The sequence below is a fragment of the Salinicola tamaricis genome, assembly GCF_003006155.1.
In the GTDB taxonomy this organism is placed as follows: domain Bacteria; phylum Pseudomonadota; class Gammaproteobacteria; order Pseudomonadales; family Halomonadaceae; genus Salinicola; species Salinicola tamaricis.
In genome coordinates, this window is record NZ_CP023559.1 from 1,937,127 (window position 1) to 1,953,565 (window position 16,439).

At 67.5% G+C, this 16,439-nt stretch carries 23 protein-coding genes, 4 pseudogenes and 1 riboswitch; of the genes and pseudogenes, 15 read left to right on the forward strand and 12 right to left on the reverse strand.

Annotation, left to right across the window (positions count from 1 at the left end; genetic code table 11):
- Window positions 1-54: 54 nt before the first annotated feature.
- Window positions 55-1,290, reverse strand: coding sequence for a methyl-accepting chemotaxis protein (locus tag CN538_RS08915; protein ID WP_106419202.1), 1,236 nt, complete (start codon window positions 1,288-1,290; stop codon window positions 55-57).
- Between the two features lie 226 nt (window positions 1,291-1,516).
- Between CN538_RS08915 and CN538_RS08920 the strand changes: the two genes are divergently transcribed.
- On the forward strand, window positions 1,517-2,164 hold the full coding sequence (locus CN538_RS08920; RefSeq protein WP_106419203.1) for a tellurite resistance TerB family protein: 648 nt from the start codon (window positions 1,517-1,519) through the stop codon (window positions 2,162-2,164).
- Here the strand turns inward: CN538_RS08920 and CN538_RS08925 are convergent.
- Window positions 2,052-3,407 (reverse strand): MFS transporter, encoded by a 1,356-nt coding sequence (locus CN538_RS08925; RefSeq protein ID WP_242495707.1) that lies wholly within the window; start codon window positions 3,405-3,407, stop codon window positions 2,052-2,054. The genes CN538_RS08920 and CN538_RS08925 overlap by 113 nt on opposite strands.
- A gap of 266 nt (window positions 3,408-3,673) precedes the next feature.
- On the opposite strand from CN538_RS08925, the gene CN538_RS08930 reads away from it, so the two are divergent.
- The 4 genes and pseudogenes from CN538_RS08930 to arfA all read left to right on the forward strand — a co-directional run bounded on the left by CN538_RS08930 (window position 3,674) and on the right by arfA (window position 5,532).
- Entirely contained in the window at window positions 3,674-4,108 is a 435-nt protein-coding gene (locus CN538_RS08930; protein WP_242495708.1) for a TetR/AcrR family transcriptional regulator, read from the forward strand.
- A 150-nt stretch (window positions 4,109-4,258) separates the two neighbouring features.
- Window positions 4,259-4,431: riboswitch (yybP-ykoY riboswitch) on the forward strand.
- A 129-nt stretch (window positions 4,432-4,560) separates the two neighbouring features.
- Window positions 4,561-4,695 (forward strand): annotated as a pseudogene (locus CN538_RS26705) (manganese efflux pump); the annotation flags it as partial.
- A gap of 112 nt (window positions 4,696-4,807) precedes the next feature.
- The gene (locus CN538_RS26710) at window positions 4,808-5,020 is read left to right on the forward strand and encodes a manganese efflux pump (RefSeq protein ID WP_340638299.1); all 213 of its coding nucleotides are present in this window, start codon (window positions 4,808-4,810) and stop codon (window positions 5,018-5,020) included.
- 257 nt (window positions 5,021-5,277) lie between these two features.
- Window positions 5,278-5,532 (forward strand): alternative ribosome rescue factor ArfA, encoded by a 255-nt coding sequence (gene arfA, locus CN538_RS22575; protein WP_242495709.1) that lies wholly within the window; start codon window positions 5,278-5,280, stop codon window positions 5,530-5,532.
- Here the strand turns inward: arfA and CN538_RS08945 are convergent.
- The 4 genes and pseudogenes from CN538_RS08945 to rhtA form a co-directional block, all read right to left on the reverse strand.
- A complete protein-coding gene (locus tag CN538_RS08945) occupies window positions 5,468-6,073 on the reverse strand; it encodes a LysE family translocator (protein WP_106419204.1) in 606 nt (201 codons plus the stop codon). The genes arfA and CN538_RS08945 overlap by 65 nt on opposite strands.
- A gap of 198 nt (window positions 6,074-6,271) precedes the next feature.
- Window positions 6,272-6,907, reverse strand: a complete 636-nt coding sequence (locus CN538_RS08950) for a helix-turn-helix domain-containing protein (protein WP_242495710.1) — start codon at window positions 6,905-6,907, stop codon at window positions 6,272-6,274.
- Between the two features lie 53 nt (window positions 6,908-6,960).
- A pseudogene (locus CN538_RS22580) lies at window positions 6,961-7,098 on the reverse strand (AraC family ligand binding domain-containing protein); the annotation flags it as partial.
- A gap of 94 nt (window positions 7,099-7,192) precedes the next feature.
- Window positions 7,193-8,086 carry a threonine/homoserine exporter RhtA gene (rhtA, locus tag CN538_RS08955; RefSeq protein ID WP_207233702.1) on the reverse strand — a complete coding sequence of 298 codons (894 nt, stop codon included), beginning with the start codon at window positions 8,084-8,086 and terminating at the stop codon, window positions 7,193-7,195.
- Window positions 8,087-8,181: 95 nt separating this feature from the next.
- Between rhtA and CN538_RS08960 the strand changes: the two genes are divergently transcribed.
- The 5 genes from CN538_RS08960 (at window position 8,182) to CN538_RS25120 (ending at window position 10,115) form a co-directional block, all read left to right on the forward strand.
- Window positions 8,182-8,754 (forward strand): helix-turn-helix domain-containing protein, encoded by a 573-nt coding sequence (locus CN538_RS08960; RefSeq protein WP_106419206.1) that lies wholly within the window; start codon window positions 8,182-8,184, stop codon window positions 8,752-8,754.
- Between the two features lie 183 nt (window positions 8,755-8,937).
- On the forward strand, window positions 8,938-9,189 hold the full coding sequence (locus tag CN538_RS20330) for a hypothetical protein (protein WP_164999550.1): 252 nt from the start codon (window positions 8,938-8,940) through the stop codon (window positions 9,187-9,189).
- Window positions 9,153-9,260, forward strand: coding sequence for a serine hydrolase (locus CN538_RS24305; RefSeq protein WP_164999551.1), 108 nt, complete (start codon window positions 9,153-9,155; stop codon window positions 9,258-9,260). Before CN538_RS20330 ends, CN538_RS24305 begins: the two co-directional genes overlap by 37 nt.
- Window positions 9,250-9,786 (forward strand): serine hydrolase, encoded by a 537-nt coding sequence (locus CN538_RS25115; protein WP_106419208.1) that lies wholly within the window; start codon window positions 9,250-9,252, stop codon window positions 9,784-9,786. Before CN538_RS24305 ends, CN538_RS25115 begins: the two co-directional genes overlap by 11 nt.
- Complete coding sequence (locus CN538_RS25120; protein ID WP_340638325.1) at window positions 9,744-10,115, forward strand: serine hydrolase; 372 nt, start codon at window positions 9,744-9,746, stop codon at window positions 10,113-10,115. The genes CN538_RS25115 and CN538_RS25120 overlap by 43 nt, the downstream gene beginning before the upstream one ends.
- 110 nt (window positions 10,116-10,225) lie before the next feature.
- On the opposite strand, the pseudogene mqo reads toward CN538_RS25120, so the two are convergent.
- Window positions 10,226-11,822: pseudogene (gene mqo / locus CN538_RS26190) on the reverse strand (malate dehydrogenase (quinone)).
- 245 nt (window positions 11,823-12,067) lie between these two features.
- On the opposite strand from mqo, the gene CN538_RS20340 reads away from it, so the two are divergent.
- The 3 genes from CN538_RS20340 to CN538_RS08990 all read left to right on the forward strand — a co-directional run bounded on the left by CN538_RS20340 (window position 12,068) and on the right by CN538_RS08990 (window position 13,221).
- The gene (locus tag CN538_RS20340) at window positions 12,068-12,238 is read left to right on the forward strand and encodes a hypothetical protein (protein ID WP_164999552.1); all 171 of its coding nucleotides are present in this window, start codon (window positions 12,068-12,070) and stop codon (window positions 12,236-12,238) included.
- A gap of 311 nt (window positions 12,239-12,549) precedes the next feature.
- Window positions 12,550-12,894, forward strand: coding sequence for a gamma carbonic anhydrase family protein (locus tag CN538_RS26715; protein ID WP_479725169.1), 345 nt, complete (start codon window positions 12,550-12,552; stop codon window positions 12,892-12,894).
- A 72-nt stretch (window positions 12,895-12,966) separates the two neighbouring features.
- On the forward strand, window positions 12,967-13,221 hold the full coding sequence (locus CN538_RS08990) for a thioredoxin family protein (RefSeq protein WP_207233703.1): 255 nt from the start codon (window positions 12,967-12,969) through the stop codon (window positions 13,219-13,221).
- A 109-nt stretch (window positions 13,222-13,330) separates the two neighbouring features.
- Here the strand turns inward: CN538_RS08990 and CN538_RS08995 are convergent.
- Window positions 13,331-13,949 (reverse strand): annotated as a pseudogene (locus CN538_RS08995) (gamma-glutamylcyclotransferase).
- Between the two features lie 214 nt (window positions 13,950-14,163).
- On the opposite strand from CN538_RS08995, the gene CN538_RS20995 reads away from it, so the two are divergent.
- Both CN538_RS20995 and CN538_RS21000 read left to right on the forward strand, forming a co-directional pair.
- The gene (locus CN538_RS20995; protein ID WP_207233704.1) at window positions 14,164-14,694 is read left to right on the forward strand and encodes a sulfite exporter TauE/SafE family protein; all 531 of its coding nucleotides are present in this window, start codon (window positions 14,164-14,166) and stop codon (window positions 14,692-14,694) included.
- The gene (locus CN538_RS21000) at window positions 14,643-15,032 is read left to right on the forward strand and encodes a hypothetical protein (RefSeq protein ID WP_207233705.1); all 390 of its coding nucleotides are present in this window, start codon (window positions 14,643-14,645) and stop codon (window positions 15,030-15,032) included. Before CN538_RS20995 ends, CN538_RS21000 begins: the two co-directional genes overlap by 52 nt.
- On the opposite strand, the gene CN538_RS22590 is transcribed toward CN538_RS21000, so the two are convergent.
- Genes CN538_RS22590 through CN538_RS24320 form a run of 4 tightly spaced genes read right to left on the reverse strand, consistent with a single transcriptional unit; the run spans window position 15,002 to window position 16,405 of the window.
- Window positions 15,002-15,223 carry a hypothetical protein gene (locus tag CN538_RS22590; protein ID WP_242495711.1) on the reverse strand — a complete coding sequence of 74 codons (222 nt, stop codon included), beginning with the start codon at window positions 15,221-15,223 and terminating at the stop codon, window positions 15,002-15,004. The two genes, CN538_RS21000 and CN538_RS22590, sit on opposite strands and share 31 nt — an antisense overlap.
- Window positions 15,217-15,822 (reverse strand): uracil-xanthine permease family protein, encoded by a 606-nt coding sequence (locus tag CN538_RS24310; RefSeq protein ID WP_277985131.1) that lies wholly within the window; start codon window positions 15,820-15,822, stop codon window positions 15,217-15,219. The genes CN538_RS22590 and CN538_RS24310 overlap by 7 nt, the downstream gene beginning before the upstream one ends.
- A complete protein-coding gene (locus tag CN538_RS24315) occupies window positions 15,756-15,998 on the reverse strand; it encodes a solute carrier family 23 protein (RefSeq protein ID WP_277985132.1) in 243 nt (80 codons plus the stop codon). Before CN538_RS24315 ends, CN538_RS24310 begins: the two co-directional genes overlap by 67 nt.
- A complete protein-coding gene (locus CN538_RS24320; protein WP_277985133.1) occupies window positions 15,965-16,405 on the reverse strand; it encodes a solute carrier family 23 protein in 441 nt (146 codons plus the stop codon). The genes CN538_RS24315 and CN538_RS24320 overlap by 34 nt, the downstream gene beginning before the upstream one ends.
- Window positions 16,406-16,439: the final 34 nt, after the last annotated feature.

The window sequence follows — 16,439 nt, forward strand, 5'->3', positions numbered from 1 at the left end:
CGTGTCTAGGTGCTGGCTGAAAAGTCGACGAGCGCGGTACTTTTCAGACAGTGGCTAGAACGCTTCCCACTCGGCGGTCTCCGCCTCGCGGCGCCGGGCCGGTTGGGCGTTTGCAGGTTTGGCGCTCGCCGCCGGCAGCGGCGCGGCTTGCGGGCGCTGCGGGCTGGCCACGGCGCTGGCGTCGAGGCGGAACACCGCGACCACCGATTGCAGCTCGTTGGCTTCCTCTTCCAGCGCTCGCGCGGCGTTGGCGGCCTGCTGCACCAGCGCGGCGTTCTGCTGGGTGACCTGATCCATCTGGGTCACCGCCTGGTTGACCTGAGTGATGCCGTGGTTCTGCTCCTCCGAGGCCGCGGCGATCTCGTGCATGATCTCGCTGACTCGGGTGATCGAGTTGACGATGTCCTGCATCGTGGTGCCGGCCTTGTCGGCCAGGGCGGCGCCGCTCTCGACCCGCTCGGCGGAGCGCTGGATCAGGTCGCGGATCGCCTTGGCCGCATCGGCCGAGCGCTTGGCCAGTGTCTGCACTTCGTTGGCGACCACCGCAAAGCCGCGGCCCTGTTCGCCGGCGCGAGCCGCTTCCACCGAGGCGTTGAGGGCGAGGATATTGGTCTGGAATGCCACCGAGTCGATGGCGTCGAGCAGCGTTACCGCCTGGCGCGAATTCTCGCTGATCGCGTGCATCGTGCTGACTACGCCGCCGACCACCTCGCCACCGCGATTGGCCACGTCGGTGGCCTCGCTCGCCAGCTGACTCGCCTGCACCGCATTGTCGGCGTTCTGGCGTACGGTCGAGGTCAGCTGCTCCATGCTGGCAGCGGTCTCTTCCAGCGAAGCGGCCTGCTGCTCGGTGCGCGAGGAGAGGTCGGTGTTGCCCTGGGCGATACCGCTGGCGCCGTCGAGCACGTTGTCGCAGGCGTCACGCACGTTGCCGACGGTGCGCGAGAGATGGCTCTGGGTCTGCGCCATGGCCGCGAACAGCCGCCCGATCTCGTTGTTGCCACGGCGCTCCACCGGCGCCGACAGATCGCCGGTAGCGAGCTTCTCGCAGTGTTCCACCAGGCGCTCCAGCGGACGAATCACGTTGACCGTCACCCCCCACAGCACGATCGTCACCAGCACCAGGGTCGCCACCACCGCGACGGCAATGCCGGCGTTGATCAACCCCGGCGAGACATCGGTATTGACGGCGTAGGCGGCCAGCCCCGCGACCCCCAGCACCAGGAGTGTGAATGCCACCAGTACCAGCAGCCAGCTGGTCTTCACGGTCATGTCTGCGAGACGTTTCATGCTTGGTTCACCTGCCTTCCCTTAGTATCGAAGAGCCGGGCGTCACCTGCGGGTGGCGGCCGGGACGGCACCGATCCGCGTGGGTGCCGAGTACGCTCTATCGGCCCTCGCGGCAGCGCCTTGAGCGCCCGGTGCTGCGGCAAACTGGCACACCGGGTCGATGCCGTGGCCCGGTGGCCGATCATGGCGGCGCCACTTCTTTTCGACAGGCAGCGGAGTACAGCAGATGAACGCACAACGGATCCTTTCCCAGCTCATGCAGCAGGCGGGTGGCGGTCAGCGCCAGAAGGCCGGCAGCGGCGGCTTCGACGTCAAGTCGCTACTCGGCGGTGGCGCGCTGGGCATGCTGATCGGCAGCAAGCGCGGGCGCAGCCTGGGCGGCAAGGCGATCAAGTACGGCGCGCTGGCGGGGCTCGGGGCGCTGGCGTGGAAGGCGTGGCAGTCGCATCAGGCGCAGCAGTCGGCGCCGGCCGAGGCGACGAGCGCAACGGACCAGCCGCTGGAGCAGCTCTCCGGCGAGCGCCAGGAGACGCGCAGCCGTGGCATTCTCAAGGCGATGATCGCGGCGGCGCGCGCCGATGGGCATATCGATGCCGCCGAGCGTGCCGCCCTGGCCGAGCAGATCGACGCCCTGGGCGCGGATGACGAGCTGCACGCCTGGGTCGAGCGCGAGATGTCGGCGCCGCTGGATGCCGAGGCGATCGCGCGCGATGCCGACTCGCCCCAGGCCGCCCGCGAAATCTATCTCGCCAGCGTGGCGATCATCGACGATCAGAATCCGATGGAGAAAGCGTGGCTCGACCAGCTGGCACAGGCGCTGTCACTGGATGGCGAGATGCGCCAGGCGCTCGAGCGCGAGGTGCACGCGAGCTGAGACACATCCCGTGCCACCGCTTCAGGCGGGGCGCGGGCAGCATCCGGCGTCCCCGCGAGGCGCGGCCAGAGCCGCGATCAGCGCGGACAGCGAGAGCAGGGCGACCAGCGTGCCGTAGGCGTAGGTCGTCGGCAGCAGGCCGAGATGCTGGGTCGCCACGCCGGCGGCCAGTGACAGTAGGCTGGCCGAGAGATAGCAGATGGTATAGAACGCTGCCATCAGCGCCGAGCGCTGGGTCGGCGGCGCCAGGGGCATGACCGTGCGCATGGCGCCCATGAAGGCCGCGCCGAAGCCGATGCCTGCCACGGCCGTGCCCGCCAGCAGCACCGCCACCGAGTCGCTGCTCACCCCCGCCAGTAGACCGCCCATGCCCAGCATCAGACAGGCCGTGCCGATCATCACACGCCGAGCGCGGCGGCCTGGCGCGCAGCGTCAGCACGCTGATCCCGCCGATGAACGGCAACAGAAAGGTGATCAGACAGCCCACCATCGGATTGTGGATGTTGCTCACGCGCTCGATCAGGGTCGGACCGAGGGAGAGGGAAAATCCACCCAGCGCCCACGACGAGACGACCGCCGGCACCACCCGCAACAGCGGGCCGCGCGCGGCTGGCGGGATGCCGATGCGCGGGCGCAGGGCACCCAGCGCGCCCGGACGCCGCGCCGCGGTCTCGGGAATGCGCATGAGCCACACCCCCTGTACGCAGAGAATTACCAGCAGAAGCCAATAGATCAAGTGCATCGGCGCGGGCGCATAGGTGACCAGCGCGCCGGCGATCAGCGCACCGAAACCCATGCCGTAGAGCGGGGCGATACTCGCGACCACCGGGCCGCGCTGATGGTCGCTGTCGAGCATGGCGGCGGCCAGTGCGCTGGTCACCACGCCGGTCGCCACGCCCTGCAACATGCGCGCCGCCAGCAGCCAGGCGAGGTCGTCCGCGGCCAGGAACACCAGCATGGCAGCGATCTCGCCGATGATCGCCAACGCCACGACCGGACGGCGGCCGAGATAGTCCGACAACGAGCCGGAGACCAGCAGCGTCAGCAGCAGTGCGAAGACATAGCTGGCGAAGACCAGCGTCAGCCAGGTGGTCGAGAAGCCCCAGGCGAGCTGATAAGGGCGATAGAGCGGGGTGGGCGCGCTGGAGGCGGCGAGAAAGGTCACCATCAGCAGCGCATAGTAGGTCAGCGTGCCGAGCCGCGGCGCCGGATAGGCCGCGGGAGCGACGGATGGCGGTGACATGACGGGCTCCATTAATGCTAAGATTTAGCGTTAACGGGAGTCTGAGCGTGTCCGGCGCAAAAAGCAAATATTTTGCTTTTAGGTCGATCAGCGGGCCGAATGATGGATCGAGCAGGAAGCGAATAGGAAGCGAGTCGGGAGAGAGGCATGGCGAGTACGACGAACAAGGAAGCCGCGCGGCCGGGCGGGCGCAGCGCCCGAGTTCAGCAGGCGGTAATCAGGCGGTCAGAACGCTACAGCAGGAGGGCCGGCGCGACGCGCTGAGCGTGCCGCAGATCGCCGAGCTGGCAGGCGTCACCCCGTCGACGATCTATCGGCGCTGGGGCAATCTCGCCGAGCTGTTGGCCGATGTCTCGCTCGAGCGCCTGCATCTCGACACCGCGCCGGTGGATACCGGCAGCCTGGCCGGCGATCTACAGGCCTGGTGCGAGCAGTATCTCGAGGAGATGACCTCGGTACCCGGCCGGCGTGGGCTCGACGACATCATGGCCAGCGCCGACGACGAACGTCGCCAGCGCTGTCGGGAGTGCAGCGAGGCGATCATGCAGACACTGCGCGAGCGCGCCCTGGCGCGCGGAGAAGTCGCACCTCCGGTCGCGGTGCTGATGGATACGCTCATCGCGCCGCTGACCTATCATTTGCTGTATGCGCGTGGCGAGATTCCCCCGACCGCCTGCGCGGCTGGATCACCACGGCCCTGACGGCTGGCCACGAAGCGCATTCGCCAACCCCACGATCGAAGTTCAACCCCGGTGAACTTGATTAACGACGACGACATGAATTAAAACCGTGGTGTATTTTTCCCTTTGAATTCAATCATTTATGAAAGCCCGCGGCGCGAAGACTATAGTCTGAATCTCTTTGGGGAGTAGCCGGTCGCTGGCGTGTCTGTTGTCGCCCAGCGGCGTGCGTGTCAACACACTCGGCCCTGGCCGTGGCACGCACACCGATGTCGGTTGGCGAGACCATTGACACCCGCGACGCAGAGTCGGGCCTGGCGGGTGTCGTGGTGCAACCACCGGCTGGACGACGCCATGAATCCCGCATCTCATTCTTGCTTGCCTTCGCCATGTCGACCGATGCCTTTGCCGCGTCGATCGGCAAGGGCGCCGCGCTCAAGCGCACGCGGTTCCCCGAGGCGCTGCGCATCGGCATGATCTTCGGCACCATCGAGGCGATCACACCGGTGATCGGCTGGGCCATCGGCCTGGCGGCGACGCATTTCGTGTCCGAGTGGGACCACTGGATCGCCTTCGTACTGCTGGCCGGGCTCGGTTCGCACATGATCTGGGCCGGTCTCAAGCCGGATGACCCGCGCGATGCGGGCGACGCACAAGCCCCGGCACGGCGCTCGTTCTGGCTGGTGGCGGCCACCCGCTCTGGCGACCAGCATCGATGCCATGGCGGTCGGCGTCACCCTGGCCTTCGCCAACGTCAATATCCTGGTGGCGGCGGCGGCGATCGGCCTGGCCACCACGCTGATGGTCACCATCGGCATCATGCTCGGCCGCGCCATCGGTTCGCTGATCGGCAAGCGCGCCGAGATCGGCGGTGGCCTGGTGCTGATCGTGATCGGCTGCATGGTGCTCTACGAGCACCTCGCCGCTGCCTGAGCGATAGCGGGCCCTGCCCGTACGGTAAGGTAGACGTCAACGGCCACCCTCGGTGGCCGTTGGCATTTGGCGCCTGTCGTTGGCGCGCTTCCCAGGAGATCGGGTGCCGGCAGGCTCGAACCAGCAGGCTTGCACCACCACGCTTGCACCACCACGCTTCTTCCTCCATCTTGATCACGCATGTCGATCAGCCACCCTGAACGTCAAGGAGCTTCCATGGCTCGTCAGCCGATTCGTGACAACGCGCTCAGGCCGCGTTGCGCACACCGCAGTTTCGTCAGCAGCAGCAGATGCCCAAGAAAGGCAAGGGCAGCTATTCACGCAAGGGCCGTGGTGCCCAAGGGGGCGCCATCGCCAAGCGGCCTGAGGCCGGCCGTTTCGCCATGGCGCTTTCCTGTCACCCCGCACGCTGCTCGTCCTCTCGTTATCTTCTCGCCGGCTACCCTCTCAGCCCGGCATCAGCACGCTCCACCACGCCACCAGCAGCAGAACCAGCGCCAGCGCGCGGTTGAATAGCCGCCACTGCGCTGGAGAGCGCAGCAGTCGCGCGGCGCCGTCTCCCATCGCCCCCCAGGCTGCCAGGCAGGGCATCGCCAGGGTGGCGAAGATCGCCGCCAATCCCGCGATCGCGACCGGCGTGGCGTGCTGCGGGGCGAACACGCCCACCACTGCCAGGGCCATCAGCCAGGTCTTGGGGTTGATCAGCTGCAGTATTGCCGCCTGCCTGGCGCCGAAGTTCGGCGCTCGCATAGCCTCAGCGCGCTCCGTCGAGGGTGCCGGGGCGTGGTAGAGACGCCATGCCAGCCAGCTCAGCCAGACGACGCCCAGCCAGCTCAGGGCCAGGCTTGCGTAGGGCCGGCTGATCAGCAGCTGGCCCAGGCCCAGCCCCACCAGCAGCACGAGGGTGGCGGCGGCCAGGCTGGCACCGATCACCGCCGGCAGGGTACGGCGGAAGCCGTGATGTAGCCCCTGCTGCAGAATCAGCAGATTGGTCGGCCCCGGCGTGATCGAGGCGACGATGGCGAACAGCGCGAAAGGTATCCAGCTCGGCATGGGTGGCTCCAGGGGACAACGGGAGCCCCGACTATCGCCTGGCGCGGCTGACGCGTCTGGAAGATCTGAGCAGAGCCGACATGCCGGTGGGATCGGGTCGAGGTAATTGGGTTGAGGTGATCGTGTCGACGGAATCGGGTCGACGGAATCGGGTCGACGGAATCGGGTCGACAGAATCGGGATCGATGGAAAGGCCGCTCAGCCGCGGCGGCGGTAGTCCGCGGGCGTGAGGCCATAGGCGCGTCGGAACCAGCGTCCCAGATGGCTCTGGTCGGCGAAGCCGAAACGCGCCGCAACCTCTGCCGGGGCGTCGCCCACCGCCAGGCAGCGGCGCGCATGGGCGAGTCGCAGCTGTACCAGGTAGGCGTGCGGCGCCAGCCCGAAGGCGGCCTTGAAAGCGCGGCTGAGACGGAAACGGTCGATGCCGCAGTGGGCGGCGAGGGTCTCCAGGCCGATATCCTGCTCGCAGTGGGCGTGCAGATAGTCGCGGGCCAGACGCGCGCTGCGCGGCAGCCGCGGGTCGCCCAGCGCCCTTTCCTGCCAGCCCAGGTGGGGCAGCATGCCGCGCAGCAAGGCGTCGAGATGCGTCTCCCGGGCCAACCGCCACCCGGGCGTGCGCAGTGCGCTAAAGGCCGCGGCCACCTGGCGCGCCAGCTCGGGGTCATCGGCCAGCGTGCGCCGGAAGCCGGGTTCGCCGCTGCTGACCGGCGCCGCGCCGAACTGGCGCAGCTCACGCTGCAGCCAGGCCGGGTCGAGGTAGAGCATGGCGTAGGTGAAACCGCCCGCGGTGGGCGCGCGGCCGTCGTGGAGCTCGCCGGGCTCGACGAAAAACAACCGCCACCGGGGGTGCTGTCGTGGCGCCGTCGCCGGCAGTGGAACTGCTGCACGCCCTGTTCGGTGAAGCCGACCAGGTAGCTGTCGTGCCAGTGGGGATCGTAGGCGTGGCCCTCGAAGTGAGCGCGCAGGGTCTCGATACCGCTAGCGTGGCGCTGCAGATCGATCCACCCGGTCGAAGACATGCTCATCCTCCTGGATGACGTGGACGCGGCTTCAGTCTGCCACGCCCACCCCACCGCGTCTGGAAGATTCGTGCACGGCGGTGGCGTGCTGGCGCCACGTTCAGTCGGGCAGCGGCGCCTCGAACGGCTCCTTGGCGCGGGCGGTGAGCGTGGTACCGATCGAGGCGACGATCACCAGCGCGATCGCCAGCCACTGCAGCACGCTCAACTGCTGGCTCAGGAACAGCAGACCGGAGAGCGCGCCCACCGCCGGTTCCAGGCTCATCAGCGTGCCGAAGGTCTGGGTCGGCAGGCGTGGCAGGGCGATCATCTCCAGGGTGTAGGGGAGGGCGGTGGAGAGCACCGCCACCGCCAGCGCGAACGGCAGGATCTCGGGGGCGAAGATCGCCGGGCCGACCTCGATCAGCCCGATCGGCGCGATCACCACGGCGGCGATGGTGATGCCTAGGGTCGCACTCTGGGCGCCATTGATCGCGCCGGCCTTCTGCCCGAACAGGATATACAGCGCCCAGCACACCCCGGCACCCAGGGCGAAGGCCGCACCGACCGGATCGACAGGGCCGCTGTGATCGTCACCCAGCAGCAGCAGCAGGATCAGGCCGCTGACCGCGAACGCCACCCATACCAGATCCAGCCAGCGGCGCGAGGAGAGCATCGCTACCGCCAGCGGACCGGTGAACTCCAGCGCCACGGCGATCCCCAGCGGAATGCGTGCCAGCGCCTGATAGAACATCAGGTTCATGATGCCCAGCGAGACGCCGTAGATCAGCGTCGACTTCCACGCCCGGCGGCTGATGCGTCGCCGCCAGGGGTGCATCACCAGCAGCAGCAGGCCGGCGGCCAGGATCAGGCGAATCGAGGTGGTGCCGGTGGCGCCGATCTGGGGAAACAGCGTCTTGGCCACCGCCGCACCGCTCTGGATCGAACACATCGCCACCACCAGCATGGCGACCGGCCAGGTGCGCTGGACGAGGGGATGGTTGGCGACGGACATGACACCTCCAGGGGGCTCGGGCATGATGGCTCGCCAAACCTGACCGTGCAGCGCCTCGGCGGTGGGCGGCGGGGACGAGAGTCGCGATTGTACGGATGGGCAATATATTGCACAACACTAACGAGCGCCCCGACGTGCTGGTGCACGTGGCCGCCAATGTCCGGCGCCTGCGCCAGGCGGCCTGTCTGAGCCAGCAGGCGCTGGCCGAGCGCGCCGGACTCAGCCGACGCATGCTGGTCAATATCGAGAAGGGCGATGTCAACGTCAGCCTGAACACGCTGGATCGCCTGGCCGAAGCGCTGGGGGTGCTGTTCTACGCACTGGTTCAGCCACCGGACAGTGAAGACTCCGCGCGCATCGATGAGGTGGCCTGGGTCGGCCGCTCCCCGCAGAGCCGGGCACGGCTGCTGGCGAGCAAACCGGCCCGACAGGAAGTCGAGCTGTGGTCCTGGTCGCTCGCCCCGGGTGAGGTCTACGAATCGGCGCCCGACGACAATGGCTGGCACGAGATGCTGGTGGTGATCGAAGGCACGCTGACGCTGGCGCTTTCGACGGGTGACATCGTCATCGCCGCCGGCGACTTCCATGTCTATCCGAGTGACCAGCCCTACCGCTATCGCAACGATGGGGTTGGCACGTTGCGCTTCATTCGCAACGTGGTGCATTGATACGCCGCGCCGATGCTCTCCTGCGGCGTCAGCGTCTACCGTCGCCAGGCCGATGGATGAGGTGGTGACGAACGGTTACGCGTGCCAGTATTGCTCGTCGTGCCTTTGCGCGCATGATAGCGGCAGCCGGTACGCGGGCGGTTGCCCGTCTCCGGTGCGGAACTACGAGCCAAGGAGAACAGCATGAAAGCATGGTGGCTGGGGGTGGCGCTGGTGCTGGGTACGCAGGCGGCCGTGGCCCAGGAGAGGGACGAGGCAGCGACCCGCCAGGTAGTCGACCCGCTGATCGAGGCGCTGATGCAGCAAGAGCGGATCGCCGGCATGGCGGTCGCTATCGTGCGCCCCGACGGGGTCCAGGTGCTCGACTACGGCGTGCCGACCGGAAAAAAACCCAGCCGGTGGACGCCGATACCCTGTTCGAGATCGGCTCGCTGAGCAAGCCCTTCACCGCCACGCTGGCCACGCTCGCCGCGGTACACGGCAAGCTCGATCTGGATGCCCGGTAAGCCAGTACCTGCCGGTGCTCGAGGGCAGCGTTTCGATGACGTCGATGCGATCAACCTGGGCACCCATACCGCCGGCGGCCTGCCGCTGTTCGTGCCTGAGACGGTCAACGACCAGGATGCGCTGATGGCCTGGTATCGCCAGTTTCAGCCGAGCGCGCCGGTGGGGGAGAGCCGGCGCTACTCCAATCTGAGTATCGGGCTGCTGGGGCTGGCAGCGGCTGCCAGCCTCGGCAGCGACTTCGTGCCGGCGGTGCGCGAGCAGCTGCTCGAACCGCTGGGGCTCGACCACACCTGGTACGACGTGCCCACCACCGAGCAGGGGCACTATGCCATGGGCGAGGACAAGTCGGGCGAGCCCACGCGGGTCTCGCCCGGGGTGCTCGAGGACGAAGCCTACGGTATCAAGACCACCGCCACCGATCTGCGGCGCTGGTCCAGGCCAATCTCGGGCTACTCTCGCTCGACGATGAGCTGCAGCAGGCGATCGATGCCACCCAGCGGCCCTACTATCAGGTCGGCGACATGACCCAGGATCTGATCTGGGAGCAGTATCCGCGCCCGGTCAGCCTCGACACCCTGGTGGCGGGCAACGGCTACGGCATGATTCTCGAGCCGCACACGGTCAAGCCGGTTGCCCCGTCGAGCGATGCTGCTGCGCGGCCGGCCAAGGTGTGGATCAACAAGACCGGCTCGACCAATGGCTTCGGCGGCTACGTGGTGATGCTGCCCGACCGGCAGGTGGGGCTGGTGATGCTGGCCAACCGCAACTACCCCAATGCGGCGCGGGTGAAGACCGCCTACCGCATTCTCGCGGGGCTGGGGGCCATCGAGCCGGACGCGGCGGCGACGCCCTGAGGGTGACGCCCGGCGTCTTCGCCGGGCCTGAAACGCCAAGCGCCCGCCGGAGGTCGGCGGGCGCTTGGCAGGGGCGACGAGGAGTGCGTCCTGGTGCTGAGTGCTGACGTCTAGTGCTGACGCGGGGAGGGGGCGTCGATGGCCGCCTGCCCCAGGTCGGGCTCGTCGAGTTCGAGCAGCTCCCGCGACATCGCACGGACCTCGCTCAGCAGCGTCGGGTTGGACGCCAGCGCCTGCCCGTAGGAGGGCACCAGCTCGCGCAGTTTGCTCTGCCACGCTTCGCTCTTGACCTGCTCGGGGAACACCTCCTCGATCAGGCGCAGCATGATCGACGGCGCCGTCGACGCCCCCGGGGAAGCGCCCAGCAGTGCGGCGATGGTGCCCTCGGCGCCGCTCACCAGCTCGGTGCCGAACTGCAGCGTGCCGCCCTTGCCCTCGACGTCCTTGATCGTCTGCACCCGCTGGCCGGCGGTCCACAGCTTCCAGTCCGCGCGCTTGGCTTCGGGATAGTAGCCCTTGAGCTCTTCGAACTGGTCCTCTTCGGACATGCGCAGCTGGCTGATCAGATAGCGCACCAGATCCAGGTTATCCAGCCCGACCTTGGTCATCGGCCACAGGTTACTGGGGGTGATCGAGCGCATCAGATCGGTCCACGAGCCGTTCTTGAGAAACTTGCTCGAGAAGGTGGCGAAGGGGCCGAACATGATCGCCGGGGTGCCATCGAGAATGCGCTTGTCGATGTGCGGCACGACATCGGCGGCGAGCCGGCCGGCGCCAGGCCGTAGACCTTGGCGTCGTGCTTGGCGACCACTTCCTGGTTGGTGGTGTAGAGGAACTGCCCGCCCACCGGGAAGCGCGCGTACTGCTTGGCCTCGGGGATACCCGACTTCTGCAGCAGCGGCAGCGCCGCACCGCCGGCGCCGATGAACACGAAGCGCGCGTTGACGCTGCGCTCGTTGCCGCCGTCGCTGGTTTGGCGACCGTTACCTTCCAACTGCCATCGGCGTTGCGCTTGAGATCGCGCACCTGGGTGTTGAGCGACAGCTCGAAATTGTCGCGCTGGGCCAGCGAGTCCATCATCTGCCGGGTGAGCTCGCCGTAGTTGACCTCGGTGCCGATCGGCATGCGCGTGGCCGCCACCGGGTCAGAACCTTCCCGCCCGCTCATCACCAGCGGGATCCACTCGGCGATCTTGGCCGGGTCCTCGGCGTATTCCATGCCGGCGTAGAGCGGGTTGCGGTGCATCGCCTCGAAGCGCGCATTCAGGAACGAGACGCGATCCTGGCCCCATACGAAGCTCAGGTGCGGCACGGTATTGATGAACGAGCGCGGTTCGGAGAGCACGCCGTCGCGCACCTGGCTGGCCCAGTACTGACGCGAGACCTCGAACTGCTCGGTGATGCCGATGGCGCGCTGAATGTCGACACTGCCGTCGGGCTGGGGCGAGGTGTAGTTCATCTCGGCGAAGGCCGAGTGACCGGTGCCGGCGTTGTTCCAGACGTTGGAACTCTCTTCGGCGGCGCGATCCAGCCGCTCGAACAGCTGGATCGACCAGTCGGGTTGCAGCGACTGCAGCAGGGTTCCCAGGGTAGCACTCATGGTGCCGCCCCCGATGAGAACCACGTCGACGTTGGGGGTATCGCCGGATGCCGCTCCTGCCTGGGTGGTCGGCAGGGAACAGAGCGTGATGCCGTGACGCAATTTCATGAAGGTTCTCTGTCTGATGGATACGGACAGGCGCGAACGCGAATGCGTCACTAGTTTAATGAGCTAGTCCCCTCAGTGCCATGATAGATGTCGACAAAGCCGAGAAATCGTCCCTATCCACGACGTCAGGCGGTGGGTCCGGCTGCGATGGACTTGACGGCCGGCATTTTGTTTAGCATGCTAACTAGGTCCTGCGGCGAACGCCGCAGTCGCCTTACCGCCAGTGACAAGATCAAGGAGTGGTCATGAACGTGTTCAATCGTCTCTTTTCGATGCTGGCCGCCGTCATCGTCTCGGCGCTGCTGCCGTTCTCGATGAGTGCCGAGAGCGAGACCAGCCCGCATCAGAATCTCTACGGCGCCAGCAGCCTGAGCACCTCGGTCAGCGACGACCGGCGCCAGGACGGCTCCGCCTGAACCCGCGCGGCGCGCCTGCCCCAGCGTCAGGAATGAGCGACCTGGGCGGCTAAAGTCGCCTGGCGTAGAAGGGGGGCGCGAGGGACCATCAGCGTTTTCGCGTTATCTCTGGAGTCCGCCATGCCGCTATACGCCTATCGCGACCATCGCCCCCAGCTCCCCGCCAGCGGGCGCTACTGGATCGCCCCCGGGGCACATGTGATCGGTCGCGTCGAGCTGGGTGACGATGTGGGCATCTGGTTCAACGCGGTGCTCCGCGGTGACAACGAGCGCATCGTCATCGGTGCCGGCAGCAATATCAGGAAGGCTGCATGCTGCACACCGACCCGGGGTTCGTGCTGCGTGTCGGCGCCGGCTGCACGGTGGGTCACCACGCCATCCTCCACGGCTGCGAGCTGGGCGACCATACCCTGATCGGCATGGGCGCCACGGTGCTCAACGGCGCCAGAATCGGCAAGCACTGCCTGGTCGGCGCGGGAGCGCTGGTCACCGAGGGCAAGCAGTTCCCCGATGGCTCGCTGATCGTCGGCGCGCCGGCCAAGGCCATACGTACCCTGGACGCCGATGCCCGCGCCGCGCTGGAAGCTTCCGCCGAGCACTACGTCAAGCGCTGGCAGGCATTCGCCGAGGGTCTCCAGCCGCTCGACGAGGAGTGAGGCCATGCTGCCCATCGACTATACGCCCCAGGCTCCCGAGCTCACTGCGCTGCGCGAGATGCGCGGCCCGGCGTGATCGAGTTCGGTGTCTCCTGGTGCCCCTGGTGTCAGGCGGCGCAGCCGCTGATCGCCGAAGCCTTCGCCGGCTTCGAGGCGCCCTATTTCAAGGTCGAGGATGGCAAGGGCCGCCCGCTGGGTCGCGCCTTCGGGGTCAAGCTGTGGCCCACCCTGATCTTTCTGCACGACGGCGAAGAGATCGCGCGGCGGGTGCGGCCGGCCTCTACCGAGCGCCTGCACGAGGCCCTGGCGCAGCTCGCCGATATCTGAATACGCCCGCAGATCGCCGCCGTGCTTCTCCCGGTGGCCGCCCCCGCGGTGCCGCGTATGCGCTGTCTGCTGTCCTGGCTTGCAGCAGATAGGATGCCTGCGCGACTTCTCATCTATCTCTCGGCCTGTCTCGCGCGCAGTCTCTTGCGTGAGCCATTTCCAAGGCATTCAGCTCGCGCTCCAGGGCAAACACGTGGGCGTCGTCCCAGCCCAGCTCGCGCAGGGCCTGGGCGAGATTGAGCAGATAGTCGCGGTTGGGCCCGCTGGGGCCGTGTGAGGCAGCGATCTGACGCGCGATCTCGGCCTCCGATGCCGGGCCCAGGTAGGCGGCATTGTCGGCCCCGGCGAGGTAGACCACCCCCTCCGCCGTGGCCGGCGTGGCGCTGTCCATGAAGTCCATGCGGGTGACCACGCGCAGATAGCCGTTCTTCTCGCGCGAATATCCAGCGGCTCGAACACCCGCGGTGCGATGCGGTAGGCCATGCCGTGGCAGACCGCATCTGCCTGCTCGGCCAGGGTCAATACGCGTCCGGGGGCCTCGGGTGTCCCGCGGTGGTCGTGGGAACCCTGCCAGAAACGCCGGGTCCAGCCGCGGATCGCGGCCGGGCGGCGCTCCAGATAGTCGAAGTCTGCCTTCCAGATCAGTGAGCCATAGCCAAACAGCCAAACCGAGTCGTGCCGTCGAAGTGGGTCATCTGGCGGTTGTACGCGGTGGTGTCGAAGGACATGGCGCCGTCTCGTCGGGTGAGTGGGAAGTGACCTCGTCGTAGCCAGGGGCATCGTCTTCATAGCGGCAGGCTCGATATGCATATCGGAAATCGAGATTGTCGCGCTAAACGGGGCCTCCGTTATATTGATCGCGTTTCTTATGTCATTTCAAGTATAAGCGTGTGGCCGGAGACTCTGCTACGGCTGGCGCGCAGCGATTTTCGGGAGAACGGCATGCAGCGTCTGATCATTTTCGGTATCGCCGGTTTCATCGCCCAACTGGTGGATGGGGCGATCGGCATGGGGTACGGGCTGACTTCTTCATCAATGCTGCTGGCGCTCGGGGTCACCCCGGCGATCGCTTCGGCCTCGATCCACATGGCCGAGGTGGCGACCACGGCGGCGTCGGGGACCGCCCACTGGCGCTTCGGCAACGTCGACCGTCGCCTGGTCAAGACCATGATGCTGCCGGGCGGCGTCGGTGCCTTCGTCGGCGCTTGCTTTCTCAGCAACGTGCCTGGCGATGCGATCAAGCCGGTGATCTCGCTCGGGCTGCTGCTGCTGGGGCTCTATATCATCGCCCGCTATCTGTTCGATCTGGCGTCGCGGCAGCCGCGCCGGAATGTCTCCCGCGCCAAGCTGATCCCGCTGTCGCTGGTCGCCGGCTTCTTCGACAGCGTCGGTGGCGGCGGTGGGGGCCAATCTCGACCCCCGTGCTGCTGGCCCACCGTGGCATCGAGGCGCGCAAGGTGGTGGGCTCGGTAGATACCAGCGAATTCTTCGTCACCGTGGCCGGCACGCTCGGCTTCGTGCTGGCGCTGGGGCTCGATGACATCAAACTGGCAGTGGGTGGCGGTGTTCGCCCTGAGCGGCCTCGCTGCGGCGCCGCTGGCGGCGTGGATCGTACGCCTGCTGCCGGCGCGCCTGCTGGCGGTGATCGTCGGCGGCGCCATCGTGGTGGTCAACGCACGCACGCTGCTCGGCGCGCTGGCGTACACGGCGAGCCCGCCACCCTGACGCTGGCCCTGCTGGTGCTGGGCTGGATCGCACTGGTGGCGATGGCGGTGCGGCGTCATCGGGCCGGTGCGGCGGCGCTCTCCTGAAACATCTGCCTTAGAAACACCCTAGGACGAGGCGCGGCGCGGCAGCACCAAGTTGAGCACGATCGGACGATCGCCCCGGGAATCAGGCCGGAGTCGATCAGCACGCCGATCTGCGCCGGCGCGGCGGCGTAGAGCCCTTTCTGCGCCGGCAGCCCGATCGCCACTGCCAGCGAGACCCCAACGATCAGCATGTTGCGCTTGTCGAAGGTCGCATGGGAGAGCATCTTGACCCGGCGCTGGCGATCATGCCGAACATGATGACCACCGCGCCGCCGAGCACCGCGGCGGGAATCGCCGAGACCGTCGCGCCGTGCTTGGGCATCAGCCCGGCAGCGATCAGAAAGGCCCCGCCGATCGCCACCACGAAGCGGCTGGCGACGCCGGTAAAGGCCACCAGCCCCACGTTCTGGCTGAAGCTGATCTGCGGGAAGCCGCCGAACAGCGAGGCGAAGGTGCTGGCCAGGCCGTCCGCCATCACCCCGCCGGAGAGTTCACGCGGGGTGGCCTCGCGTTCGGCACCGCCGATTGCCGTCCCTGAGATGTCGCCGATCGACTCGGCGCAGGTCACCACCGCCATCAGCGCGATCGCCAGCATCGCCGTGGGGTCGAAGGTGATCCCCATCTGCAGCGGGATCGGTAGCTGGAACCAGGCCGCCTCGCCCACCCCCGAGAAGTCGAGCAGACCCAGCGGTGCCGCCGCCACGCAGCCGACCAGAATGCCGATCAGCACCGCCGCCTCGGAGAGAAAGCCGCGCCCGAACTGATGGAAGGCGACGGTGACCCCGAACACCAGCGCTGCCAGCAGCAGATGGGGGGGGCGCCGAAGTCCGCCGCACCGAATCCCCCGCCGACGTAGGAGAACCCCACCGGCAGCAGCAGCAGACCGATCAGCAGCACGAAGGTGCCCGACACCACCGGCGGAAAGAACACGCTCAGACGGCGGTAGAAACAGCCCACCGTGGCCATCGCCAGCCCGCCACCAGCGCGCCGCCGAACACCGCGGGCAAGCCCTGGGTGGTGGCGATGGGGATCATCACCGGCACGAAACCGAAGCTGGTGCCCATGACGATCGGCAGGCGCGCGCCCACCGGCCCCAGGCCCAGCGTCTGCACCAGGGTGGCGACTCCGGCGACGAACATCGCCATCTGCACCAGGAACACCGTGTCGGCTCCCGAGAGCCCGGCGGCGCCCGCGATCACCAGCGGCACGGTGGCGTTGGCGACGAACATGGCGAGCACGTGCTGGATACCCAGCGGAATCGCTTTGCGCAGCGGCGGCAGGTAGTCGACATCGCGCAGACGCTCGGCGCCGGGAGCCTGCGGGTGGGAGGCGGTGGGGGAGCTGGGCGCGGGAGAAGCGCTGTCCTGGGTCATCGTTGTCTCCGACGGCATTGTTGTTGGTGCTGAC

Bases quoted from the DNA above. Each gene is read 5' to 3' on its own strand.
- CN538_RS08945 (WP_106419204.1), bottom strand. From the start codon at position 6,073: ATGCCGAGCTGGATACCTTTCGCGCTGTTCGCCATCGTCGCCTCGATC.
- CN538_RS24320 (WP_277985133.1), bottom strand. From the start codon at position 16,405: ATGACCCAGGACAGCGCTTCTCCCGCGCCCAGCTCCCCCACCGCCTCC.
- CN538_RS25115 (WP_106419208.1), top strand. From the start codon at position 9,250: ATGCCCGGTAAGCCAGTACCTGCCGGTGCTCGAGGGCAGCGTTTCGAT.
- CN538_RS20995 (WP_207233704.1), top strand. From the start codon at position 14,164: ATGCAGCGTCTGATCATTTTCGGTATCGCCGGTTTCATCGCCCAACTG.
- CN538_RS22590 (WP_242495711.1), bottom strand. From the start codon at position 15,223: ATGCTGATCGTTGGGGTCTCGCTGGCAGTGGCGATCGGGCTGCCGGCG.
- CN538_RS26710 (WP_340638299.1), top strand. From the start codon at position 4,808: ATGGCGGTCGGCGTCACCCTGGCCTTCGCCAACGTCAATATCCTGGTG.
- CN538_RS08960 (WP_106419206.1), top strand. From the start codon at position 8,182: ATGGGCAATATATTGCACAACACTAACGAGCGCCCCGACGTGCTGGTG.
- CN538_RS08925 (WP_242495707.1), bottom strand. From the start codon at position 3,407: ATGTCACCGCCATCCGTCGCTCCCGCGGCCTATCCGGCGCCGCGGCTC.
- rhtA (WP_207233702.1), bottom strand. From the start codon at position 8,086: ATGTCCGTCGCCAACCATCCCCTCGTCCAGCGCACCTGGCCGGTCGCC.
- CN538_RS08915 (WP_106419202.1), bottom strand. From the start codon at position 1,290: ATGAAACGTCTCGCAGACATGACCGTGAAGACCAGCTGGCTGCTGGTA.
- CN538_RS20340 (WP_164999552.1), top strand. From the start codon at position 12,068: ATGAACGTGTTCAATCGTCTCTTTTCGATGCTGGCCGCCGTCATCGTC.
- CN538_RS26715 (WP_479725169.1), top strand. From the start codon at position 12,550: ATGCTGCACACCGACCCGGGGTTCGTGCTGCGTGTCGGCGCCGGCTGC.
- CN538_RS20330 (WP_164999550.1), top strand. From the start codon at position 8,938: ATGAAAGCATGGTGGCTGGGGGTGGCGCTGGTGCTGGGTACGCAGGCG.
- CN538_RS24315 (WP_277985132.1), bottom strand. From the start codon at position 15,998: ATGGCCACGGTGGGCTGTTTCTACCGCCGTCTGAGCGTGTTCTTTCCG.
- CN538_RS08920 (WP_106419203.1), top strand. From the start codon at position 1,517: ATGAACGCACAACGGATCCTTTCCCAGCTCATGCAGCAGGCGGGTGGC.